This window comes from Sulfurovum sp. NBC37-1 (assembly GCF_000010345.1).
Taxonomy (GTDB): domain Bacteria; phylum Campylobacterota; class Campylobacteria; order Campylobacterales; family Sulfurovaceae; genus Sulfurovum.
In genome coordinates this window covers 2,542,502-2,562,277 of sequence record NC_009663.1, presented here as the reverse complement: position 1 = coordinate 2,562,277, position 19,776 = coordinate 2,542,502, and the positions used below count along the sequence as shown (strand labels likewise).

Here is a 19,776-nt window from a genome sequence, read left to right as displayed (position 1 = left end):
TATTTTAGCTTAGATTAGCTAAAATAAGGCCATTAAAAGATGGTGAATACTCTTATTCACTATGTGAACAAAGGTGTGAATGAATATTTTAGGAATCGACCCCGGAAGCCGTAATTTAGGCTATTGCATCCTCCATTGGGACGGAAAAAAGTTTTCACTTGTGGAAGCGGGATTGCTCAAGATCAAGACAAAAGAGCTTCAGGAGCAGATCGTCGAACTAGTAGAGGGGATCGATATCATTCTCAAGGCCCATCAGATCGATGAAGTAGCCATCGAAGATATATTTTTTGCTTACAATCCGCAGTCGGTCCTCAAACTTGCACAGTTCAGAGGTGCACTCTCTCTGAAGATACTTCAGGAGATAGGCTATTTTTATGAATACACACCGCTTCAAGTGAAAAAAGCGGTCACAGGGAACGGTAAAGCAACCAAAGAGCAGGTGGCATTCATGGTCAAAAGGCTTTTGGGGATCAAAAAAGAGATCAAGCCTTTGGATATCACGGATGCGATGGCGATCGCCATAACACATCTTCAGAGAGTGAAGATGCGGAAGAAGTAAAACTTCACTGCATTCATACTACACGTTTCTTCTTTATAATACGATTGTTAATGCTCAATGGGCAAAACAATATTTTATATGAGGTCTAATTATGAAAAAATATTTACTAATGATTACTTTACTTTTATTCACTTTCTTACAAGCAGAAGTGTCTAAACCATGGAAAACAAAGCTGAAAAATCTGACCCCTTTCGAACAGCATGTGATCAATGACAAGGGGACTGAGCGGGCTTTTTCTGGGAAGTATGTCAATATGAGAGAAGTTGGTGTTTACAAATGTAAAGTATGCGGCAAAGCACTTTACAGGTCCGATGACAAATTTAGCAGTCATTGCGGATGGCCGAGTTTTGATGATGCCATTCCGGGAGCGGTTAAAGAGGTGCCTGACAGAGATGGTGTGCGTATGGAGATCGTATGTGCCAACTGTGGTGCCCATCTGGGACATGTATTCAGGGGAGAGGGATTGACAAAAAAGAATGTCAGGCACTGTGTCAACTCTGTCTCTTTGAATTTTGACAAAAAGAAAAAGGTCGTGGAAACTAAAATGGCGCGTGCCTATTTTGCCGGCGGCTGTTTCTGGGGCGTGGAGTATTATCTCGAAAAGATCAAAGGAGTCAAAGAGGTCACTTCCGGATTTATGGGCGGAAAAGTCAAGAACCCGAGCTATGAGCAGGTCTCCTACACTCCGACGGGACATATCGAGACCGTGGAAGTGCTTTACGATCCCTCTCAGGTCAGTTATGAAACGCTGGCAAAGACCTTTTTCGAGATCCACGATCCCACCCAGAAAAATGGACAGGGGCCCGATATCGGTTCACAGTACCTCTCTGCCATTTTTGTCAGTAATGGCGAAGAGCGGCAAACGGTGAACAGACTGATAAAGATCCTGAAGAACAAAGGCTATGATGTGGCTACCAGAGTGCTTGATAAAAAACCGTTTTACAAAGCCGAAGCATATCACCAGGATTATTACGAACGCAAAGGTTCAAAGCCCTATTGTCACCGAAAGGTCAAACGTTTCGATTAAAAACTGTTATCTTGCATTGATCATCCAGATCGAAAATGAGTTCAGGTAATTCCAGAAACTCTGGATATGCGCTTCACTGCTCTGCTTCTCCTCGATGATTAATTGCAGTGCTTCTCTGAAACATGCAAGCCAGTCTAGACGGCTTTCGGGGATAATGGTAAAAGGAGTATGCTTTTTTCTCATCTGAGGTGCGCCTTTATGCTGGGTAAAGTAGTCAGGACCACCGCAGATCTGGATGAAGAAGTTTGCAGAATTATCCGCCGCCTTGAGCATGTCGTCCCAGTCCTCCGGGAAAAGATCCTTTATGGGGCTTTCATGCAGACAGGTATAGAAGCGTACAAAAAGCTCCCGCATCCCCTCTTCGCCTATATCGGCAAGAAACCCCGGGTCGGGTTTTGTCACGGGACGGGTCACCCCTTCTTCGTAGGGAAGTACGGAGAAGTCCAGGGTACTGGCAGAGAATAGCATAAAAAATCCTTTTAAAATTTGTATAGTGTATTTAAAAATACTTGACATCGTAAGCAAAATATGTCATTTTTCTTAGCACTTAGCACTTAGCACTTAGCACTTAGCACTTAGCACTTAGCACTTAGCACTTAGCACTTAGCATTTCACCCACACCTTCCACTCCCGCATCCTCCGTCATTTTCCATTGAAAAGCTGTTGTAGTATCCACACTCAGTACATTCAAAAGAGAGGATCTTCGGTCCGGAGCATCCCCCTGATCTCTGGTCGGTCAGCTCGATGCTCTTCTGATGGCATTTTGGGCAGAAACCACGTTTGATGGCATCGAGCTGCTCTTTTTTTTCTTTGAGGTAGTAGATGTAAGTAAAAACCGAACCTATGAGAACAATGAAGAGGAAAAGTAAAAGATATACGGTATCGATGAAAGTCTCCTTAGGTAGTATAGCTGTGAAGTTCTTTGATGCACTCTTTGTACCCGGGCATATGACTCTCCACCAGCTTCCAGAAATCCTTCCGATGGTGTTTATACCTGATATGGGCAAGTTCATGTACTACTACATATTCTATCACATCTTCAGGTAGTTTCATCAGCATAGTATTGAAACTGAGCATATTTTTGCCTGAACAGCTACCCCACTGCCGTTTAGTCTTACGGAAACGGATCTCCCGGGGAAAGAGCAGCATCTGCTGGGCATATCTCTCCACAAGCTTCGGTAGGTATATTTCCGCTTCTTTTTTGTAGAATCGGTCTATATGTTTTTGAAACAGTGACGTATCATACCTATTGGAGAAAAGAAAAAATACTTCCTCTTCAAAACACAGCTCTGTCCGCTGTTTTTTATGAGAGATCATTTTGAGAGGATAGGAAACCCCCTTGTAGTAGAGTTCACTTACTTCTGCAAAGTCTGGTGCTTTCCCTTTTTTTTGCAATATCTTCTTTCTGGATCTGCTGATCCAGTTCGCTTTTTTAAGCAGGAGCTGTTCGATGTAGCGCTGGGAAACTCCGGGAGATTTTATGATGAGATTGCCGGTTTCATCGAACGAAAGGTAAGTATGCCGGAGTGCAGGTTTGACGATGTGGGTATATTGGGGCAGAATTCCGTTCATGGAACTCAGTAGATACGCTGATCGTTCTTGTATTTTGCTTTCTGCCTTACGGAACCGTCGGGGTAATACATGACCGCGATACCATCCTTTCTATTAGAGCGCCAAGGGATGGTCGCAAGCACATCCTGGTTGGGGTAGTAAAAGGTTTGATTTCCCTGTTTTTCTCCATTGACATACGGTGTACGTCTCAACACAAGACCCTTTGTATCGTAGAGCACTTCCATACCATTCTTGACACCGTTTCGGATGTTGACAACGGAGGTCAGTTTTCCGTTGGTACCGTACTTTTTCAGTGTACCATTCATCTTGGTGTTGTCGGTCATGATAAACTCGCTCCGTACCTGCCCGTTGGTGAAATACTCTTTGTGTACCTTTTTACCGCCAAGATACGGGCTTTCACATCCTGTGAAAAAAAGTATGGAAAATAGAAAAAGAACAGAAGTAAACACTTTCATATAAAAAACCTTATTGTAAATTTCAGTGATATTAGTATACTACGAAATTGCTTGGTTTTATAGGAAAGAGACATTTTGCTATTCTATAAAGAACAAGAGGAGGAAATTGTCATGCTGGTCAATGAATTTATCAAATCCAACAGAAGAGTGAACAGGGTCTTCATCCATTGCTCTGCTTCCGACATAACTGCATATGACAGTGTCAATGTCATACGCCAACCGGAACACAGTATTGAGGTAGAACTGGCAGATTTTAGAAGTACAACGGCAAGTATTCCGCAGCTCCAAAGAGGAAATATTATTAGGGCACCTCTAAAAACCCATCCCAAATCACCGATATGGTAAAATAGATAATCAAAGAGAAGTAGAGGGAAAAGTATATACCAGGACTGTTCGATTATGAGAACCAATTAGAGAAGATCAATGCTCATCAGCCACCACTAAATAAATTGGATAAGATTATTGACTGGGAGATATTTCGTAAACCTATAGAAGAGGCACTCTACATAGAATCAAAAGCACCTGGAGGAAGACCACCATTCGACAGACTGATGATGTTTAAAATCCTGATTCTCCAAAAATACTACAACCTCTTCAGGTATGAACAGCTTATAAGGCTTCAAAAGGTAAAAATAATCTAAAAAAAAGAAATATTGAGTGAGTTTTACTGTAATATCCCAAATCCGTAAATAGCTCAAGTACATTAATTCCAGAATGCAAGAATAAACGATTTCACAATTTTGTACATCATAAAAGGAGATTGCTTGTTGCATTTTGTAAGAATGGGGAGCGTTAGAAATTTTGTGTCAATCCGATAGAATAATAAATTCTAAAGGAAAGACAAATGAAAAAGACATTCGATTTGGATGAAGCACTTGAGGCGATTAAATCTGGTGCTTCAATAGATGGTAAAGATGGTGTACTTGCACCACTGATCAAACAACTCACAGAAGCTGCACTGGAAGCAGAACTTGAAACCCATCTTGGCAATGAAATAAAGAACCGTAAGAACGGTAAATCTTCCAAGACAATGAAAAGCTCTGTAGGTGAATTTGATCTAGAAGTTCCCAGAGACAGAAACGGAAGTTTCGAACCACAGTTCGTAAAAAACACCAAACCCATATGAGTGATCAAATAGAGAGAAAGATCCTATCTCTGTATGCTCTAGGGAACAGCTATACACAAATATCCGAACATATTGAAGATTTCTATGGTGTGGCATTCTCCAAAGCTACGATCAGTGCAGTCACAGATAAAGTCATACCCTTACTCAAAGAATGGCAGCAACGTCCACTGGAAAGTATCTATCCCTTTGTATGGTTGGATGCCATACACTATAAGATCAAAGAGAATGGCAGATATATCTCCAAAGCCATTTATACTATACTCGGAGTCAACCTTAATGGTAAAAAAGAGATCCTGGGTCTTTACCTTTCAGAGAATGAAGGTGCCAACTTCTGGCTGCAGGTTCTGACCGATTTGCAGCAAAGAGGTATAGAAGATATACTCATCGCTTCAATTGATGGTTTAAAAGGCTTTCCCGAAGCCATTAATGCTATATATCCCAAAACAGTAGTACAGCTTTGTATTGTACACCAGATCAGAAACTCTCTAAGATATGTAGCTTCCAAAAACCAAAAAGAGTTCATGAAAGATCTGAAGCTGGTCTATAAAGCCATCTCCAAAGAAGCTGCAGAAGTAGAGCTTGACAGATTGGAAGAAAAATGGGGAACGATGTATCCTATTGTTATTCAGTCCTGGAGGAACAAGTGGGAGAACCTCTCTCACTATTTCCAATACCCTGAAGATATTAGACGCATCATTTATACGACCAATATCATTGAATCAGTACATCGTCAGTTCAGGAAACTGACCAAGACCAAAGGCGCTTTCCCTAATGAAAATTCTTTGTTAAAATTGTTATATATGGGGATTCAAAATGCCCAGAAGAAATGGACAATGCCAATGAGAAACTGGTCGCTGACCATCTCTCAATTGGCTATCTTCTTTGAGGTCACTCAAACTTTATAATAATTCAGATGATCTGCATTATAATCAAAGAACCAGTGTTGAAAGAGTTAATGCCTATTTGAAGGACAGTTATGGATGTAGTAAGATCTATTATCAGGGAGCCCAAAAGGTAGCTTCTGTGTTAGCTTTTGCTGTGTTATCTGTTTGCATAACTCAGTCTCTGAAATTGCGTTAGTGATTAGAATTGGCGAAACTTAAAGTCAAAAACACCATTTACTCAAATCTAAACCATAAAGCACGCCCTAAAAATAGGTTTTTTAACAGTTTTTAGCTTTTTAGTTGTAGAAGAATCTCATAATCAATTTTTTTCAATGGTTGATTGCAGACTATTTAAAATAAGCCACTTTGTAATGTTGAATCTGCAAGTGGCTCTATTTTATAAGGTTTTCAAAATACGATATTTGGTTCCTCTTTTGTTTAAAAAAACAATAACTATTTCTCATGTGATAGTTTATTAAATTATAAGATATACTATGAAAAATTAAATTGAGTATAAAATAAAAAGAGGGAATTGTATCGTATATTATGATTAAATCTATAATATTCTTATCTCTACTGCTTCTCTATACAGTGACATATCTAGTTGCAGATCAAAGCATACCAAGTAATACAAAAATAAATTTCACACAAGATGAACAAGACTATCTCTCCAAAAAGAAAGAGGTCATCGTCTGTGATTATGGTGAATGGATGCCTTATATAGGCCATGATGAAACCCATACTTTCGGTATTCTATATGATTTCTACAAAGTATTTGCATCAAAGATCGGTGTACCGATGCGCTTTGTCCATAAACCTGATATGGAAGCCTGTGTCACAATGGTCACAGAGGGAGAGGCGGATGCCGTAGTCAGCTTGGGAACTCCCAATACCTTTTCCGACATAGCTCTCTCCCATGAATATGGAAATGATTTCGTTGCCCTGGTAACACAGTTGCAGACACCTTTTATCCGTGATATGAAAGTACTAAATGGCAAAGCTGTCGGTATCATCGGACATTATAAAAATATGATCGCCTATCTGCATAACACATATCCTTCACTGCAGTTACAAAAAGTAGATTCAACAGCAGACGGTCTTGCCCAAGTAGCCAAGGGTGAACTCTATGCCTTTATAGATATTTACCGGATCGCTGCCTATACCATAAGAAGAGAGCATGTAGGTGAGCTGAAGATCAATACAAAAGTCTATCCGCTTGTCATGAGAGCACATGTGGGGCTACGCAAAGAAGATGTGTTGTTAAAAAGCATCTTCAATAAAGCCATTGACAACCTTTCTACAGCTGAAAAAACCAGAATGATCGGTCACTGGATGCGGGCGGAGAAAGTCGTCAAACCGGACTACCGTCTACTCATCGAGATCGTTACCGGGGCACTTCTGCTACTTCTTGGGTTCCTCTACTATCATCTCAAGGTACGTTACCGACAAAAAGCATTACTTGAAAAACAGGCAAAACTTGCCGGGATGGGCAGTATGATCAGCAACATTGCACACCAATGGAGACAGCCACTCTCCCGGATCAATTCAAATATTACGGTGATGAAGATGCTTTTGGATTCAAATGAAGCACAAAAAGAGCAGCTTACAGAAAAACTGAACAGCATAGAGGAGAATACACAGTACATGTCCGATACTATCGAGGATTTTTTGCACTTCTTTCACCCCAACAAGCAAAAAACATCTGTTTTACTGCAAGCATGTGTAGAAAAAGCATTGCATCTCACAGGCATCTACAGTAAAAACATCAAGGTTTCCATCAACGCCAATAAAGAGAGTTGGGTCTATACTTACGAAAAAGAACTGATCCAGGTCATACTGATCATTCTGAACAATGCCATGGACAATTTTAAAATAAAATCAACCTCTGATCCAAAGATAGAGATAAGCGTTGAATCACATCAGGGAAAAGCACTACTCTCCATTCGGGACAATGGCGGAGGGATTGAAGAAAAAGAGATCGACCGTATCTTTGAACCCTACTATACAACCAAATTCAAACATGAAGGTACGGGGCTTGGACTTTATATGGCAAAACTGCTGACGGAGAACAGCATGGGCGGCAGCCTGCGTGTGAAGAATGTCAAGGGTGGTGCCTTGTTTGAGATCGCGCTTCCAAAAGGAGAGAACAAAGATGCCTAAACTGACCATACTCTATGCCGAGGATGACCAGGTCACACGAGAGAACTATGCTTTGGTCCTGGAACAGTATTTCCGTAAGGTGTACACGACGAAGGATGGGAAAGAAGCATTGGTACTCTACTATAAAGAGAAGCCCGATGTATTGCTTCTGGATATCAACATGCCTTACATCGATGGACTTGAAATGGTCAAAACCATACGGGAAGAGGACAGTGAGACTCCTGTGATGATACTGACTGCACACTCCGACAAAGAAAAACTCCTCAAGGCGATACCCTTGGGTCTTACCAAGTATCTTGTCAAACCCATCAAAGACGATATTTTCAGAAAAACCATGCATGAGCTGATAGCACGGATAAAGACAAAAGGTCTGATCCATTTAAAAAACAGTTTTATATGGAACCAAGGCTATACCGAGCTCTCTTACCAGGGTACCCTTGTCAAACTTTCACAAAAAGAGAAACTTCTTATCGGTCTGTTGACCAGCCCTGTCGAACATTTTGTTTCGCAAGAGAGACTTATCGAAAATATATGGCATGATGAAGAGATAGACAAGACCCACCCCAACAAACTTTCTCAGCTAATCTACAGATTGCATGCCAAACTTTCCGAAAAGGCAGGACGAAAAATAGTTCTGATAGAAAACAGTTACGCTCTTGGCTATAGATTGTTAATCTGACTATATTTCAGTCTCTATTTTCCATATTATCTCCATACTTTCATCTGTTATACTTGCCATAAAACTTAAAGGAAAAAAGAGAATATGAAAAAAATCATTCTTAATTTGACATTGCTGGCTACTATATCAGTAGCAGATGGAAACATAGTGCCTGTGTCAACCACTACCCCATCGACTGAAATAGCCGAAGAGAATGGCATCTATGTTGGTTTGGCTTTTGGCAATATCTTTGTCAATGATGATTATACTGATGAAGAAATTTCAAGCAATGCATTAGTATTGCAGATTGGTTACCAGTATAACAAATATATTGCATTTGAAGGTCGTTACAATTTTGGACTCAATACAAGTTATAAACCTGGAAGTACCGGTAATATCATCGACGATTACAATGATGATGTTTCAAGTTGGGGTACTTATATTAAACCAATGTATCCCATAGGAAATTTTACGCTCTACGCACTGCTTGGATATGGCGGTTTGATGCTTAAAAATCTAGAGAAGGGGGATGCTTATGAAAGTGCATTTCAGTGGGGCTTAGGTGCAAAATATAATTTGAGTGAAAATTTATCACTATTTGCAGATTATATCTTTTTGTACAATGACACAGGATTCGATTATCGAGCGCAACTTGATGATATTGATTCAGATATTTGGACACTCGGTGTCTCATATAAGTTTTAAGGATAAACAATGAAGCTAACCAATATTAAAATAATTACACTGATACTTGCTTTTACAATGAGCTTTTTTTTTCTATCTGGCTGCGGAACAGGCGGAATATCTTCTGATCATCAACTTGATGATGGCAGTGATGGTGGCGGCGGCAAAACACCATCAATTACAACTATACAGATAACGCCATCAAATGTTATTGTTCCAAAAGGAACAACTGGACAATATAAAGCAATCGCCTACTATAGTGATAACACAATCAAGGATATCACACCTTTGGCTACCTGGAAATCAGAAGATAACTCAATCGTAGAAATAAATGTATCAGGTGAGGAAGGAGGTTTTGCAAAAGCTGTAGAGATCGGAAGGACAACCGTCAGTGCAACCTATAATGAAATAAAAAGCAATACCGCTACAGTAGAAGTAACAGCAGCAACACTTGAGAGTTTATCGCTAACCCCGATAAAAACAACCGTACCAAAAGGTATTAGTGTTGCATATAAAGTAATAGGTCTTTATTCTGATGGTAGCAGTTCGGATCTTACACAATTTTCAAATTTTGAAAGCACAGAACCTTCAATCGCTACCATAGAGAGCCAGGGTATGCACCCTGGTGTTGCTCATACATTAAATATTGGAACTACAAAGATTTATGCAACTTTCTCCACTGTAAAAAGCAATCAAGGTATTTTAATAGTTACAGCAGCCAGGGCAACAGGTCTGCAGGTCACACCTGCAGACACACGTGTTCCAAAAGGTACCACAGGAACTTATACAGCTGTCATGTATTTTTCTGACAACACAAGTCAAGATATCACAAACCAAGCAACATGGGTTTCTGGTAATAGTTCCATAGTGGATATAGTAACATCAGGAATTACTGCTGGGTATGCACAGGCATTGAACATAGGTAAAACTACAATAAAAGCTTCATACAAAGGAATACAAAGTAATACTGCACAAATTGAAGTTACAGAAGCATCACTGAAAAGTATTTATATATCACCTATAGTTAAAACCGTACCAATGGGTATACAAGTACAATACAGTGCCATTGGAATCTTTTCTGATAATACAAGCCTTGACCTGACTCGATTTGTGAAATGGAAAAGTTCAGATACCTCGGTTGCAGTAATCAACAGCAGCAGTGCAGATGCCGGCATGGCAAATACATTGAATCTTGGAACAAGCATAATTACAGCAACTTTTAAGGGTATAGTCAGCAATAATGCAACATTAAATGTAATAGAAACAACCATTCAGAGCATCCAGATCACACCGGCAGAGGTGACGGTACCGACAGGGACAGAGGACAAGTTCACGGCCATTGCGTACTATTCGGACGGTTCAAGCCATGATGTGACATCCCAGGCAACCTGGATCTCGGACAATACGGATGTGGTAAGCATCGTTCCATCCGGAGAAGATGGAGGCCTGGGACATGCACTGAAACATGGAACGGCGAACATTACGGCTACGCTTGATGGAAAAACCAGCAACACTGCCGTGGTGACTGTTACGGGCAAAGCGTTGACGCATATCCACCTTGTTCCGGCCTATACCGTGGAAATACCGGTAGGTGGGCATAAAACCTACAAAGTCTGGGCATATTACGATGATTCCACTACCAAAGATGTTACTGCCTTCAGTACTTTAAGCATAGCGGACACTTCTATTGCAACCATTGGGACAAGCGGTGAGGATCTTGCCAAGGTCACCGGAATCAATGCGGGAAGCACTCTGGTAAAGGCGAGCTACAAAGGTAAAAACGATACGGCACCTTTAACTGTTACGGCAGTAGAACTGCAGAGCATCCAGATCACACCGGCAGAGGTGACGGTACCGACAGGGACAGAGGACAAGTTCACGGCCATTGCGTACTATTCGGACGGTTCAAGCCATGATGTGACATCCCAGGCAACCTGGATCTCGGACAATACGGATGTGGTAAGCATCGTTCCATCCGGAGAAGATGGAGGCCTGGGACATGCACTGAAACATGGAACGGCGAACATTACGGCTACGCTTGATGGAAAAACCAGCAACACTGCCGTGGTGACTGTTACGGGCAAAGCGTTGACGCATATCCACCTTGTTCCGGCCTATACCGTGGAAATACCGGTAGGTGGGCATAAAACCTACAAAGTCTGGGCATATTACGATGATTCCACTACCAAAGATGTTACTGCCTTCAGTACTTTAAGCATAGCGGACACTTCTATTGCAACCATTGGGACAAGCGGTGAGGATCTTGCCAAGGTCACCGGAATCAATGCGGGAAGCACTCTGGTAAAGGCGAGCTACAAAGGTAAAAACGATACGGCACCTTTAACTGTTACGGCAGTAGAACTGCAGAGCATCCAGATCACACCGGCAGAGGTGACGGTACCGACAGGGACAGAGGACAAGTTCACGGCCATTGCGTACTATTCGGACGGTTCAAGCCATGATGTGACATCCCAGGCAACCTGGATCTCGGACAATACGGATGTGGTAAGCATCGTTCCATCCGGAGAAGATGGAGGCCTGGGACATGCACTGAAACATGGAACGGCGAACATTACGGCTACGCTTGATGGAAAAACCAGCAACACTGCCGTGGTGACTGTTGAAGGGAAAATAATAAAAAATGTTCAAATAACACCAAATAATATTACTATTCCTCTTGGAACGACACAGCAATACGAAGTTACTGTTATTTATGAAGACTCCACAGTAAAAAATGTGACAGATCAGGTACATATACAGAGTCTAAATACAAAAGTGGCAGTTATTGATACTGATAATAGAGCGGAAGGAATTAGTACTGGCACTGCTGAATTGACAGTAACTTTCCAGGGTATCAAAAGTGAAAGAGAATTTTTACACGTTTCTGATGCAGAGTGAGAAGTTACATTCTATAGATTCACGTACCCCGACTTCAGGTGTAAGAGGTACGTGAAACAACAGTAAATTTATTATCGGGGTATATATATAGAAAATATTATTCCCCATACTATCTCCATATTTTTCTCTGCTATACTAATGAGGTAAAAAACCAGAAAGGTATAAAATGAAAAAAACCATCCTCATAGCCACGCTCTTCGGGACTACACTCTTTGCCAATATGGCAACTTCAGCAGTAAAGCACAAAGTAAAGCATGATGTGAAGCATGAAACAAAAGAGTTAAAAGATGATACAAAGAAAAAAACCGATCTCAATGTAGACAAGAAGATCAAAAAAGAGAAAAGAAAGATGGAAGTAAACGCTGTCAAAGCGCTACTCTAATTTAAATGGTGGCAACATGTTAAAAAAAGTTCTTACGGTTGGGTTGCTCGCTATGATTGGCAATGCAAATCTTACGGCAGCAGCAACAGATAAATTACAGCAGACACTCTACTACGGCGGTGACATCATCACGATGGAGGGTGACAAGCCAGAGTATGTCGAAGCGCTCATTGAAAGAGACGGAAAGATCATCTATGCAGGAGACAAAGCTTCTGCAGTCAACAACTTTGCAGGAAAAACCATAAAAGTTGACCTCAAAGGTAAAACAATGATGCCTGGCTTCATCGAACCACATTTACATCCTCTTATCGCCGCCATTTTACTCTCTGGTGATATTGTTGCACCACACGACTGGAATGTGCCTGATGGTATTAAAAAAGGGGTTGAGGGGCATGATGCCTATATAGCACGTCTTAAACAATCTATTGCAAAGTACGGCAAAAAGGATGATGTGCTGTTTGTATGGGGCTATCATCCACTCTGGCATGGGGAGATGAGCCGAAAAATACTCAATGAAATATCTCCTGACATTCCCGTTGCCGTACTTCACCGCTCTTTTCATGAAGTATTTTTAAATGATGCCGCTATAAAACTGATGAAAATCAAAGAAGAAGATTATAAAGGCAACCCTCAAGTAGAATGGAGCAAAGGGCATTTCTTTGAAGGAGGATGGCAGGCTCTTGGTCCCAAAATCGCACCATTTATGCTGAATCCTGTGAAGTATAAAAAAGGCTTAGCCGACATGAGAAAGCTTATCGAAAAAAACGGTATTACTACAATAGATGAACCAGGTTTCCCCAATGTAGATTTTGACATGGAATATAACCTTTTAAAATCTGAAATGGATAAAAAACCTGCTTATGAAATTTATAACATTTTAAATGCCGGATCATTGACCGCTGTAAAAGGCAGCTTGGAAAAAGCAACAAAGTTTATGGAGGAGACGCCTGCTAAATACAATACTGATAATATAAAAATATTACCAAAACAGGTAAAACTGTTTGCAGATGGTGCCATTTACTCGTTGGCAATGCAAATGAAAGATGGATACACAGACGGTTTTAAAGGGCAATGGATGACACCCCTTAAAATATTTAAAGAACAGATGAATTATTACTGGGACAGAGGGTATAAAATTCATATTCATGCCAATGGTGATTTGGGTATTCAACGTTGTATTGACACGGTAAGAGAGATGCAAAAACGCAACCCAAGAAAAGATCATAGATTAACGCTTCACCATTTAGGGTATTTTACTGCTGATCAGGCAGATGAAATGAAAGAACTCGGCATAGAAGCATCTGTGAATCCATACTATTTATGGGCATTATCAGAAAAATATTCCAAATATGGTTTAGGACCAAAAAGAGCAAAAAACCTGGTGCCCATGAAGCTTCTTAAAGACAGGGATATTCCATTTTCCTTCCATTCAGACTTTGCTATGGCACCAGCTGAACCACTGACACTTGTGTGGACAGCTGTCAATAGAGTAACAGATAAAGGGACACCTGTTTCCCAGGATCAACGTATTGATATCTTTATCGCAATGCAGGCTATCACCATTAATGCAGCAAGAACATTAAATCTTGAAAATAAAATCGGATCTATCAAAACAGGTAAAACAGCGAACTTTACACTCCTTAACGAAAATCCTTTTAAAGTAAAAAAGATGCATATTAAAGATATCGAAGTTGCAGGCGTTGTGTTTAGAGGTGATCTTAAAATGAGAAAACCAAAACTTATCGGAGGAGACAAAGATGCACACGGGTGTATAGGGACAGCCGGTTTCAAGTGGTGTGCCAAAACCAATAAGTGTGAAAGACCTTGGGAATTGGCTAAAGAGAAAAAATTTGAGAATACAGCAGAAGCATTTAACGGTTTTTGCCAAAACAAGTAAATTTAATACAAAGGAACAAAAATGAACTTCAAAAAACAGACATTAGGATTGATCGCAGTAGCGGTTACAACAATAGGAATAAGTACGGCAAGCGCCTGTACGGGAGCGCAGATCGTTACCGAGGACAAAGCGGCCATCAACGGACGTACGGTTGAATTCGGTGTGCTGATCGATACCAGTGCGGCTTTCGTGCCGCGCGGATACAAGTTCACGGGTATGACGACTATGGGACCGGGTAAAACCTGGACGGCCAAGTATGCTTCAGTGGGAATGACCATCGCTGATTACGATGTCATCGTGGACGGAATGAATGAGAAGGGACTGGTATGTGCGAATTTCTATTTCCCCGGTTTTGCCAAATATTCTGTCACGACCAAAGAGAACCAGTCCATTTCTATGTCCACCACAGATATGGTACAGTGGATACTCTCTATGTTCGACAATGTAGATGATGTGAAAAAAGCTTTGGAGAACAACAAAGTAGCGATCTCGCCTGTATTGACACCGGGCTTTCCTCCACAAGTACAACCTTTCCATTTCATCGTTTATGACGCGACAGGAAAGAGCATTGTCTTTGAACCCATCGACGGCAAGCTGAAAGTATATGACAATCCTATTGGCGTCATCACCAACTCGCCTACCTTCGACTGGCATATGATGAACCTTCGCAACTATGTCACACTGGGTCATACGACTCCTGACAGCAAAAAAGTCTTTGGCGTCGAGCTCAAGCCTCTGGGACAGGGTGCAGGTATGCTCGGTCTTCCGGGTGACTTCACACCTCCGTCACGTTTCGTAAGAGCAGCGGCATTCGCCGGTAGTACGATCCCGGCCAAAACGGCAGAAGGCGGTGTGATGCAGATGTTCCACATCCTCAACAGTTTCGACATTCCCGTGGGTGCGGCAAGAACAGTGGAAGAAGGCAAGATCTTTTCTGACTATACCATGCTGACCGTCGTACGTGACACCAAGAACCTTCGTTTCTACTATAAAACCTATGATGACCAGAACATAAAGATGGTTGATATGAAAAAGTTTGACTTTAATGCAAAAAAGATCGTAAAACTGCATACACTAACGAAACAGAAATTTGAGGATGTCAGTAAAGAATTGAAGTAATTTGAATAGTGCTTTATTTCTAAAACACTCTGTTCTCAGAGTGTTTTGATGATGAAGTGTTTTTTCAATGAAAAAATTAAATAGTATAAAAAGGGGGGAGAAAGGATGATAAAAATAATAAAGACAGCAAGCATACTTGCATTATGTATGTTACCTATGGGCTTGCAGGCAGATGAGAAGAGTATGGAGGAGTTGAGTCAGGAGTTGGCAAATCCTTTGGCGCAGATTTGGAATCTTTCGTTCCAATATAATCATACGAAACTCAGCGGTGACCTGATAGATGGCAATCCAACTATTGATACAACTCTGTTCCAACCGGTACTTCCTGTACCTTTGGAGGGTGGGTATACTGCATTTGCACGTCCTGTTGTCACTTATATTAAAGGACCGACAGCAAGTTTAGGTAATAGTTATTACATTGGAGGAACACCATCGGCTCCGGTTGGTATAGGACTTGATAAATCTTCAGATTTTGGTGACTTGATTTTACCAATAGGTGTAGGTAAGGTAAACAAACTTGGCTGGTCTTGGGGTGCTGGATTAACTTTTATTTTCCCAACATCCAACAATGACCTTTTGGGTTCTCATCAGTATCAGGCTGGTCCCACAGGATTGCTTCTATGGGCAAACAAAGATTGGACCATTGGGACGCACATACAGCACTGGTGGGGCTTTAAGGATGATGGAAAATCAAATGACAATCCTATTATTAAAGCTGCTCATGATAAAGATCTGAATCATACAGATATGCAATACTTTATTGTTAGAAACTTGCCAAATGCCTGGCAGCTTCGTGCTTCTCCGCATATAACCTATGATTGGAATGCCAAAAAAGACAATAAATTGACTCTGCCTATTGCTCTTGGAATAGGAAAGATGATAAAAATCGGTCCAATGCCTGTGATGCTGATGGCTGAGTATCAGAAAACATTGATTTCACCAGATAATATCGGTAGTGATGCAACCCTTATGTTCCAGGCGAATTTCATCATCAAAAATCCGTTTGGTGATCTGTAGTTAGCCAAAACTAAAGAACTAATTGTTGCTTTGTCTTTAAGCAGAGCTTCTTGCAGGGCTTTTTGTTTTTGAGCATCTTCGCTCCACAAGACTGCCAATAGACTCCATTGTTCTATAGTAAGGTTATATTGTTTCAAATTATTGTTAAAATTGTTTGAGAGAAGCACTAATGCCATTAGTATCCAAAAAGGTAAAAGTAAAACACTTGAATTTGAAACAGATGTTGAAAACCATTATTGATAGCGTCAAAAATTTTCTGTAAATTCTTCCTCAGCCTCATCAGATTGTACCAAATTATTCCAAGAAACATACTTTCTATCCAGCCACTTGGCATTGGTGTCCACTGCCAGGGGCACCAACAGGCGTAGTACTGAGTTGTCACTTGGGAAAGCACCTACCACTTTCGTTCTTCTCTTTACCTCCTTGTTAAATCGCTCTAATACATTTGTAGAATGAATTTTCCTATGATGTGCTTTTGGAAATGCCAGAAATGTCAGTACATCCATCAGGTTCTTGGTCAGGTATTTGATCAGTTTTGGATGTGAGATCTCATAGGCTGAAGCCATACCGCTGGCATAGTCAATAGCATCCTGCATAGTTTTGGAATGCAGAATCACATTTATCTCTTCAAGGATAGTTTTGATATCCTTTTGAGGTACGACTTTCATGAGGTTTCTCTTAAAGTGTACCGAGCATAACTGCCAGCTTGAGCCTACGAAACTTTCACTGGCAGTTTTTTTGATCCCCTTGTGTCCATCAGAGATAATAAGATCCACTTTCTTTATTCCCCGTTCTTTTAAACCATCAAAGAAATCTTCATACGTTGAGACAGCTTCACTTTCCATTGGTGCAATATCGAGTATCTCTCTGTATCCCTCTTCATTGACTCCTATGGCTATCATCACTGCTTTGGAGACAAACCGTGAACCGTTAAAGACTTTCAGATAGAGTGAATCCACGTACAAGTAGGGATAGTAGGATCTTAGCGGTGAAGTTTTGAATTCTGTGACCAGTTCATCCAGTTCGTGGCTCAGGTTACTGACCGTGCTATGAGAAAGTTCAATATCCAGTGCCGAGACCACTGCTTCTACTTTTCTGGTGGAAACCCCTTTGAGGTAACTCTCAACGATCATCGACACCAAGGCTTTATCGATCCGGGAATAGTTCTCGAAGAGTTTGGTTTCAAACTTTCCGCTTCTGGCATAGGGACGTAACAGATTCAATTGACCCAGGGTTGTCTTTAACTGTCGTTCTTTATAGCTGTTACGGTAATCTTTTCGCTCTTCATTGCGTTCGTGACGACCTGCACCGATAAAGGCTTCGAACTCCTTCTCCAATATCGCATTGAGGATCTTCTCTCCTACCTGTCTAAATCCTTCTGTTTTATTGGCTATCAACAGCGGTGCCAACTCCTGCAGGTCAAACTCTATCTTATTTTCTTTTACTTCCATTGCTATGATTCCTTTTTCTTTTTATCATAGCTGATTTGGAATTTACAGAAATATTTTTACGCTACCCTGACAAAGTAGTGACTACTGCTATTTTAGACAGACTTTTACATCATTCTCATGTGATAAATATACTTGGAGATTCTTATCGATTAAAAGAAAAAAAGGAGGAAGAAATGAATGGTTCTGATCTTTATGAAGTTGAACCTAAAAAGAGTAAAAAATAAGACTAAAAATATACGTGTTGCTTGAGGTTACATTTCATGAAAAAAACTCATGAAAAACTGCCTAATTTAACTCCGCGGTTGACACTAAATTCTCACTTATTTTGAAGATATCTCATTATCATTGCCAATCGGCATGCAAAAAAGAAGTGGTTTTTGTTCTAAAAAATATCGATTTTAAAAAAATGGGTAGCAATAGGATAGCAGAGTAGCAAAAATTTAAAACTTAAACAGAGTATCAAAGTACTGTCTTATCGATGTTTGAAAGGATTTTATATAGTTTGATGGCCGGGAGAGGGGGATTTGTCCAGTAGATTATCTGTCACTTTATAGCTTAGTATGTCAATCTGCTTCAAAGCACGGTTTTACCGACACATTTTAAAGGTGAGACACCAAAAAGAAAATGTCAATTCATATCAGTTTTTTTCACTTTTTCTCATTTGGTGTGGGGAATATGTGGGGAAGATTTGACTATAATTACTCAAATCAATCTAAAGATATATGAAATGGCAAAACGATTTAAGACACGATATAAAAATGTTATTTACTTAGAAACCACCACCAATAACAAGCCTGATAAAGTCTATTATATCCGCTATAGAGAAAATGGTAAACTCAGAGAAATAAAAGTTGGTAAATACAGCGAAGGAATCAGAGAGAACTACTGCAACCAGAAGCTGCTTGAAACAGTCAATGCAATAAGACTTGGAGAACAGCCACCTATTATCAATGCTACCCATAAAAGAAAGATCGTTACTTTTGATGAGATCGTCACCAAATATTTTAAATCAAAAGAGCTTCACAACAAAACAAACGAGCAAACCAAAAATAGATACAAAAGCCAACTGAAAGAATACATCGGATCCAAAGATATCTACAGCATTACCAAAAATGATATTTTGGCTATCCAGACAGATATGGCACAATCAAGAGCACCAAAAACAGTCAATCAGTATATTCAGTTCATCAAAGCTGTTTACAACTATGCTATTGCAGAAGATCTCTTCTCTGGCGTTAATCCAGTCAAAGGGATCAAAGAGCAAAAGATTGATAACAAAAGAGAGCGTTTCCTTTCAATAGATGAGATTAAAGCTTTGATTGAAGAAGTAAAAGAGAATGAAGATCTGTACCTCTTTACTCTGCTCTCCCTCTCTACAGGCGGACGACTTGGTACCATTATGGCTATTGCAAAGAAAGATCTGGATTTCAATAACAATATGATTACTCTTAACGATATCAAGAATGAAGATACCTATGGAGGATTTTTTGACAACACACTCAAAGAGATTCTCATAAAAAGAACTGCCAACCTCAAACCAAATGATAAACTTATAGTTATGAACGAAAGAACGCTTAGAAGGCAACTCTCAAAAGTGCTTACCAAGCTTTTCAATGTAGGAATAGATGCAGATGACAGAAAAAACCGTGTAGTGATTCACACACTCAGACATACCTTTGCAAGTCAACTGGCTATTAAAGGTACTCCCATCTTTACTATTCAAAAGCTGCTCAATCACAAAGATATCAAGCAGACTTTACGCTATGCGAAATTGGCTCCGGATAGCGGGAAAGAGATGGTGCATGAGTTGATGGGTAGTTTTTTATAGTTGTTATATAAAAATATTTTTGCTATACTTCATATTAAATAATAATCTAAACTAGCAAA

General features: G+C 40.3%; 17 protein-coding genes and 2 pseudogenes. 15 read left to right on the top strand and 4 right to left on the bottom strand.

Features of this window, described 5'->3' with window-relative positions; genetic code table 11:
- Positions 1 to 79 precede the first annotated feature (79 nt).
- Positions 80 to 559: a crossover junction endodeoxyribonuclease RuvC gene (gene ruvC / locus SUN_RS12870; RefSeq protein ID WP_012084242.1), complete on the top strand. Its 480-nt coding sequence runs from the start codon at positions 80 to 82 to the stop codon at positions 557 to 559.
- Between the two features lie 91 nt (positions 560 to 650).
- Positions 651 to 1,586, top strand: a complete 936-nt coding sequence (locus tag SUN_RS12865) for a bifunctional methionine sulfoxide reductase B/A protein (protein ID WP_041672802.1) — start codon at positions 651 to 653, stop codon at positions 1,584 to 1,586.
- A gap of 6 nt (positions 1,587 to 1,592) precedes the next feature.
- Here SUN_RS12865 and SUN_RS12860 read toward each other — a convergent pair whose 3' ends face one another.
- The 3 genes from SUN_RS12860 to SUN_RS12850 all read right to left on the bottom strand — a co-directional run bounded on the left by SUN_RS12860 (position 1,593) and on the right by SUN_RS12850 (position 3,613).
- Positions 1,593 to 2,054: a globin gene (locus tag SUN_RS12860; protein ID WP_041672801.1), complete on the bottom strand. Its 462-nt coding sequence runs from the start codon at positions 2,052 to 2,054 to the stop codon at positions 1,593 to 1,595.
- A 429-nt stretch (positions 2,055 to 2,483) separates the two neighbouring features.
- Positions 2,484 to 3,158: a M48 family metallopeptidase gene (locus SUN_RS12855; RefSeq protein ID WP_012084239.1), complete on the bottom strand. Its 675-nt coding sequence runs from the start codon at positions 3,156 to 3,158 to the stop codon at positions 2,484 to 2,486.
- 5 nt (positions 3,159 to 3,163) lie between these two features.
- Entirely contained in the window at positions 3,164 to 3,613 is a 450-nt protein-coding gene (locus SUN_RS12850; protein ID WP_012084238.1) for a toxin-antitoxin system YwqK family antitoxin, read from the bottom strand.
- Between the two features lie 111 nt (positions 3,614 to 3,724).
- On the opposite strand from SUN_RS12850, the gene SUN_RS12845 reads away from it, so the two are divergent.
- The 11 genes and pseudogenes from SUN_RS12845 (at position 3,725) to SUN_RS12795 (ending at position 16,438) form a co-directional block, all read left to right on the top strand.
- Positions 3,725 to 3,958, top strand: coding sequence for a hypothetical protein (locus SUN_RS12845; protein WP_148154719.1), 234 nt, complete (start codon positions 3,725 to 3,727; stop codon positions 3,956 to 3,958).
- Positions 3,959 to 4,062: 104 nt separating this feature from the next.
- Positions 4,063 to 4,254: a transposase gene (locus SUN_RS12840; RefSeq protein WP_083760499.1), complete on the top strand. Its 192-nt coding sequence runs from the start codon at positions 4,063 to 4,065 to the stop codon at positions 4,252 to 4,254.
- 203 nt (positions 4,255 to 4,457) lie between these two features.
- Positions 4,458 to 5,644, top strand: a pseudogene (locus SUN_RS12835) (IS256 family transposase).
- Between the two features lie 570 nt (positions 5,645 to 6,214).
- On the top strand, positions 6,215 to 7,783 hold the full coding sequence (locus SUN_RS13245; RefSeq protein WP_158298200.1) for an ATP-binding protein: 1,569 nt from the start codon (positions 6,215 to 6,217) through the stop codon (positions 7,781 to 7,783).
- Positions 7,776 to 8,462, top strand: coding sequence for a response regulator transcription factor (locus SUN_RS12825; RefSeq protein WP_012084236.1), 687 nt, complete (start codon positions 7,776 to 7,778; stop codon positions 8,460 to 8,462). The genes SUN_RS13245 and SUN_RS12825 overlap by 8 nt, the downstream gene beginning before the upstream one ends.
- 84 nt (positions 8,463 to 8,546) lie before the next feature.
- Positions 8,547 to 9,146 carry an outer membrane protein gene (locus SUN_RS12820; RefSeq protein ID WP_012084235.1) on the top strand — a complete coding sequence of 200 codons (600 nt, stop codon included), beginning with the start codon at positions 8,547 to 8,549 and terminating at the stop codon, positions 9,144 to 9,146.
- Positions 9,147 to 9,155: 9 nt separating this feature from the next.
- Positions 9,156 to 12,023, top strand: coding sequence for an Ig-like domain-containing protein (locus tag SUN_RS12815; RefSeq protein WP_012084234.1), 2,868 nt, complete (start codon positions 9,156 to 9,158; stop codon positions 12,021 to 12,023).
- A 166-nt stretch (positions 12,024 to 12,189) separates the two neighbouring features.
- Complete coding sequence (locus SUN_RS12810; protein ID WP_041672798.1) at positions 12,190 to 12,405, top strand: hypothetical protein; 216 nt, start codon at positions 12,190 to 12,192, stop codon at positions 12,403 to 12,405.
- 16 nt (positions 12,406 to 12,421) lie between these two features.
- Positions 12,422 to 14,302, top strand: coding sequence for an amidohydrolase (locus SUN_RS12805; RefSeq protein WP_012084233.1), 1,881 nt, complete (start codon positions 12,422 to 12,424; stop codon positions 14,300 to 14,302).
- Between the two features lie 21 nt (positions 14,303 to 14,323).
- Positions 14,324 to 15,421, top strand: coding sequence for a linear amide C-N hydrolase (locus SUN_RS12800; RefSeq protein ID WP_012084232.1), 1,098 nt, complete (start codon positions 14,324 to 14,326; stop codon positions 15,419 to 15,421).
- Between the two features lie 105 nt (positions 15,422 to 15,526).
- Entirely contained in the window at positions 15,527 to 16,438 is a 912-nt protein-coding gene (locus SUN_RS12795; RefSeq protein WP_012084231.1) for a hypothetical protein, read from the top strand.
- 245 nt (positions 16,439 to 16,683) lie between these two features.
- On the opposite strand, the gene SUN_RS12790 is transcribed toward SUN_RS12795, so the two are convergent.
- Positions 16,684 to 17,889, bottom strand: a complete 1,206-nt coding sequence (locus SUN_RS12790; RefSeq protein ID WP_011980440.1) for an IS256 family transposase — start codon at positions 17,887 to 17,889, stop codon at positions 16,684 to 16,686.
- 38 nt (positions 17,890 to 17,927) lie between these two features.
- On the opposite strand from SUN_RS12790, the pseudogene SUN_RS13425 reads away from it, so the two are divergent.
- Both SUN_RS13425 and SUN_RS12785 read left to right on the top strand, forming a co-directional pair.
- Positions 17,928 to 18,113: pseudogene (locus tag SUN_RS13425) on the top strand (ATP-binding protein); the annotation flags it as partial.
- 503 nt (positions 18,114 to 18,616) lie between these two features.
- On the top strand, positions 18,617 to 19,717 hold the full coding sequence (locus SUN_RS12785) for a tyrosine-type recombinase/integrase (protein WP_012084230.1): 1,101 nt from the start codon (positions 18,617 to 18,619) through the stop codon (positions 19,715 to 19,717).
- Positions 19,718 to 19,776: the final 59 nt, after the last annotated feature.

Coding starts and splice junctions, on each gene's coding strand:
- ruvC (WP_012084242.1), top strand. CDS start 80: ATGAATATTTTAGGAATCGACCCCGGAAGCCGTAATTTAGGCTATTGC.
- SUN_RS12865 (WP_041672802.1), top strand. CDS start 651: ATGAAAAAATATTTACTAATGATTACTTTACTTTTATTCACTTTCTTA.
- SUN_RS12860 (WP_041672801.1), bottom strand. CDS start 2,054: ATGCTATTCTCTGCCAGTACCCTGGACTTCTCCGTACTTCCCTACGAA.
- SUN_RS12855 (WP_012084239.1), bottom strand. CDS start 3,158: ATGAACGGAATTCTGCCCCAATATACCCACATCGTCAAACCTGCACTC.
- SUN_RS12850 (WP_012084238.1), bottom strand. CDS start 3,613: ATGAAAGTGTTTACTTCTGTTCTTTTTCTATTTTCCATACTTTTTTTC.
- SUN_RS12845 (WP_148154719.1), top strand. CDS start 3,725: ATGCTGGTCAATGAATTTATCAAATCCAACAGAAGAGTGAACAGGGTC.
- SUN_RS12825 (WP_012084236.1), top strand. CDS start 7,776: ATGCCTAAACTGACCATACTCTATGCCGAGGATGACCAGGTCACACGA.
- SUN_RS12820 (WP_012084235.1), top strand. CDS start 8,547: ATGAAAAAAATCATTCTTAATTTGACATTGCTGGCTACTATATCAGTA.
- SUN_RS12815 (WP_012084234.1), top strand. CDS start 9,156: ATGAAGCTAACCAATATTAAAATAATTACACTGATACTTGCTTTTACA.
- SUN_RS12810 (WP_041672798.1), top strand. CDS start 12,190: ATGAAAAAAACCATCCTCATAGCCACGCTCTTCGGGACTACACTCTTT.
- SUN_RS12805 (WP_012084233.1), top strand. CDS start 12,422: ATGTTAAAAAAAGTTCTTACGGTTGGGTTGCTCGCTATGATTGGCAAT.
- SUN_RS12800 (WP_012084232.1), top strand. CDS start 14,324: ATGAACTTCAAAAAACAGACATTAGGATTGATCGCAGTAGCGGTTACA.
- SUN_RS12795 (WP_012084231.1), top strand. CDS start 15,527: ATGATAAAAATAATAAAGACAGCAAGCATACTTGCATTATGTATGTTA.
- SUN_RS12790 (WP_011980440.1), bottom strand. CDS start 17,889: ATGGAAGTAAAAGAAAATAAGATAGAGTTTGACCTGCAGGAGTTGGCA.
- SUN_RS12785 (WP_012084230.1), top strand. CDS start 18,617: ATGGCAAAACGATTTAAGACACGATATAAAAATGTTATTTACTTAGAA.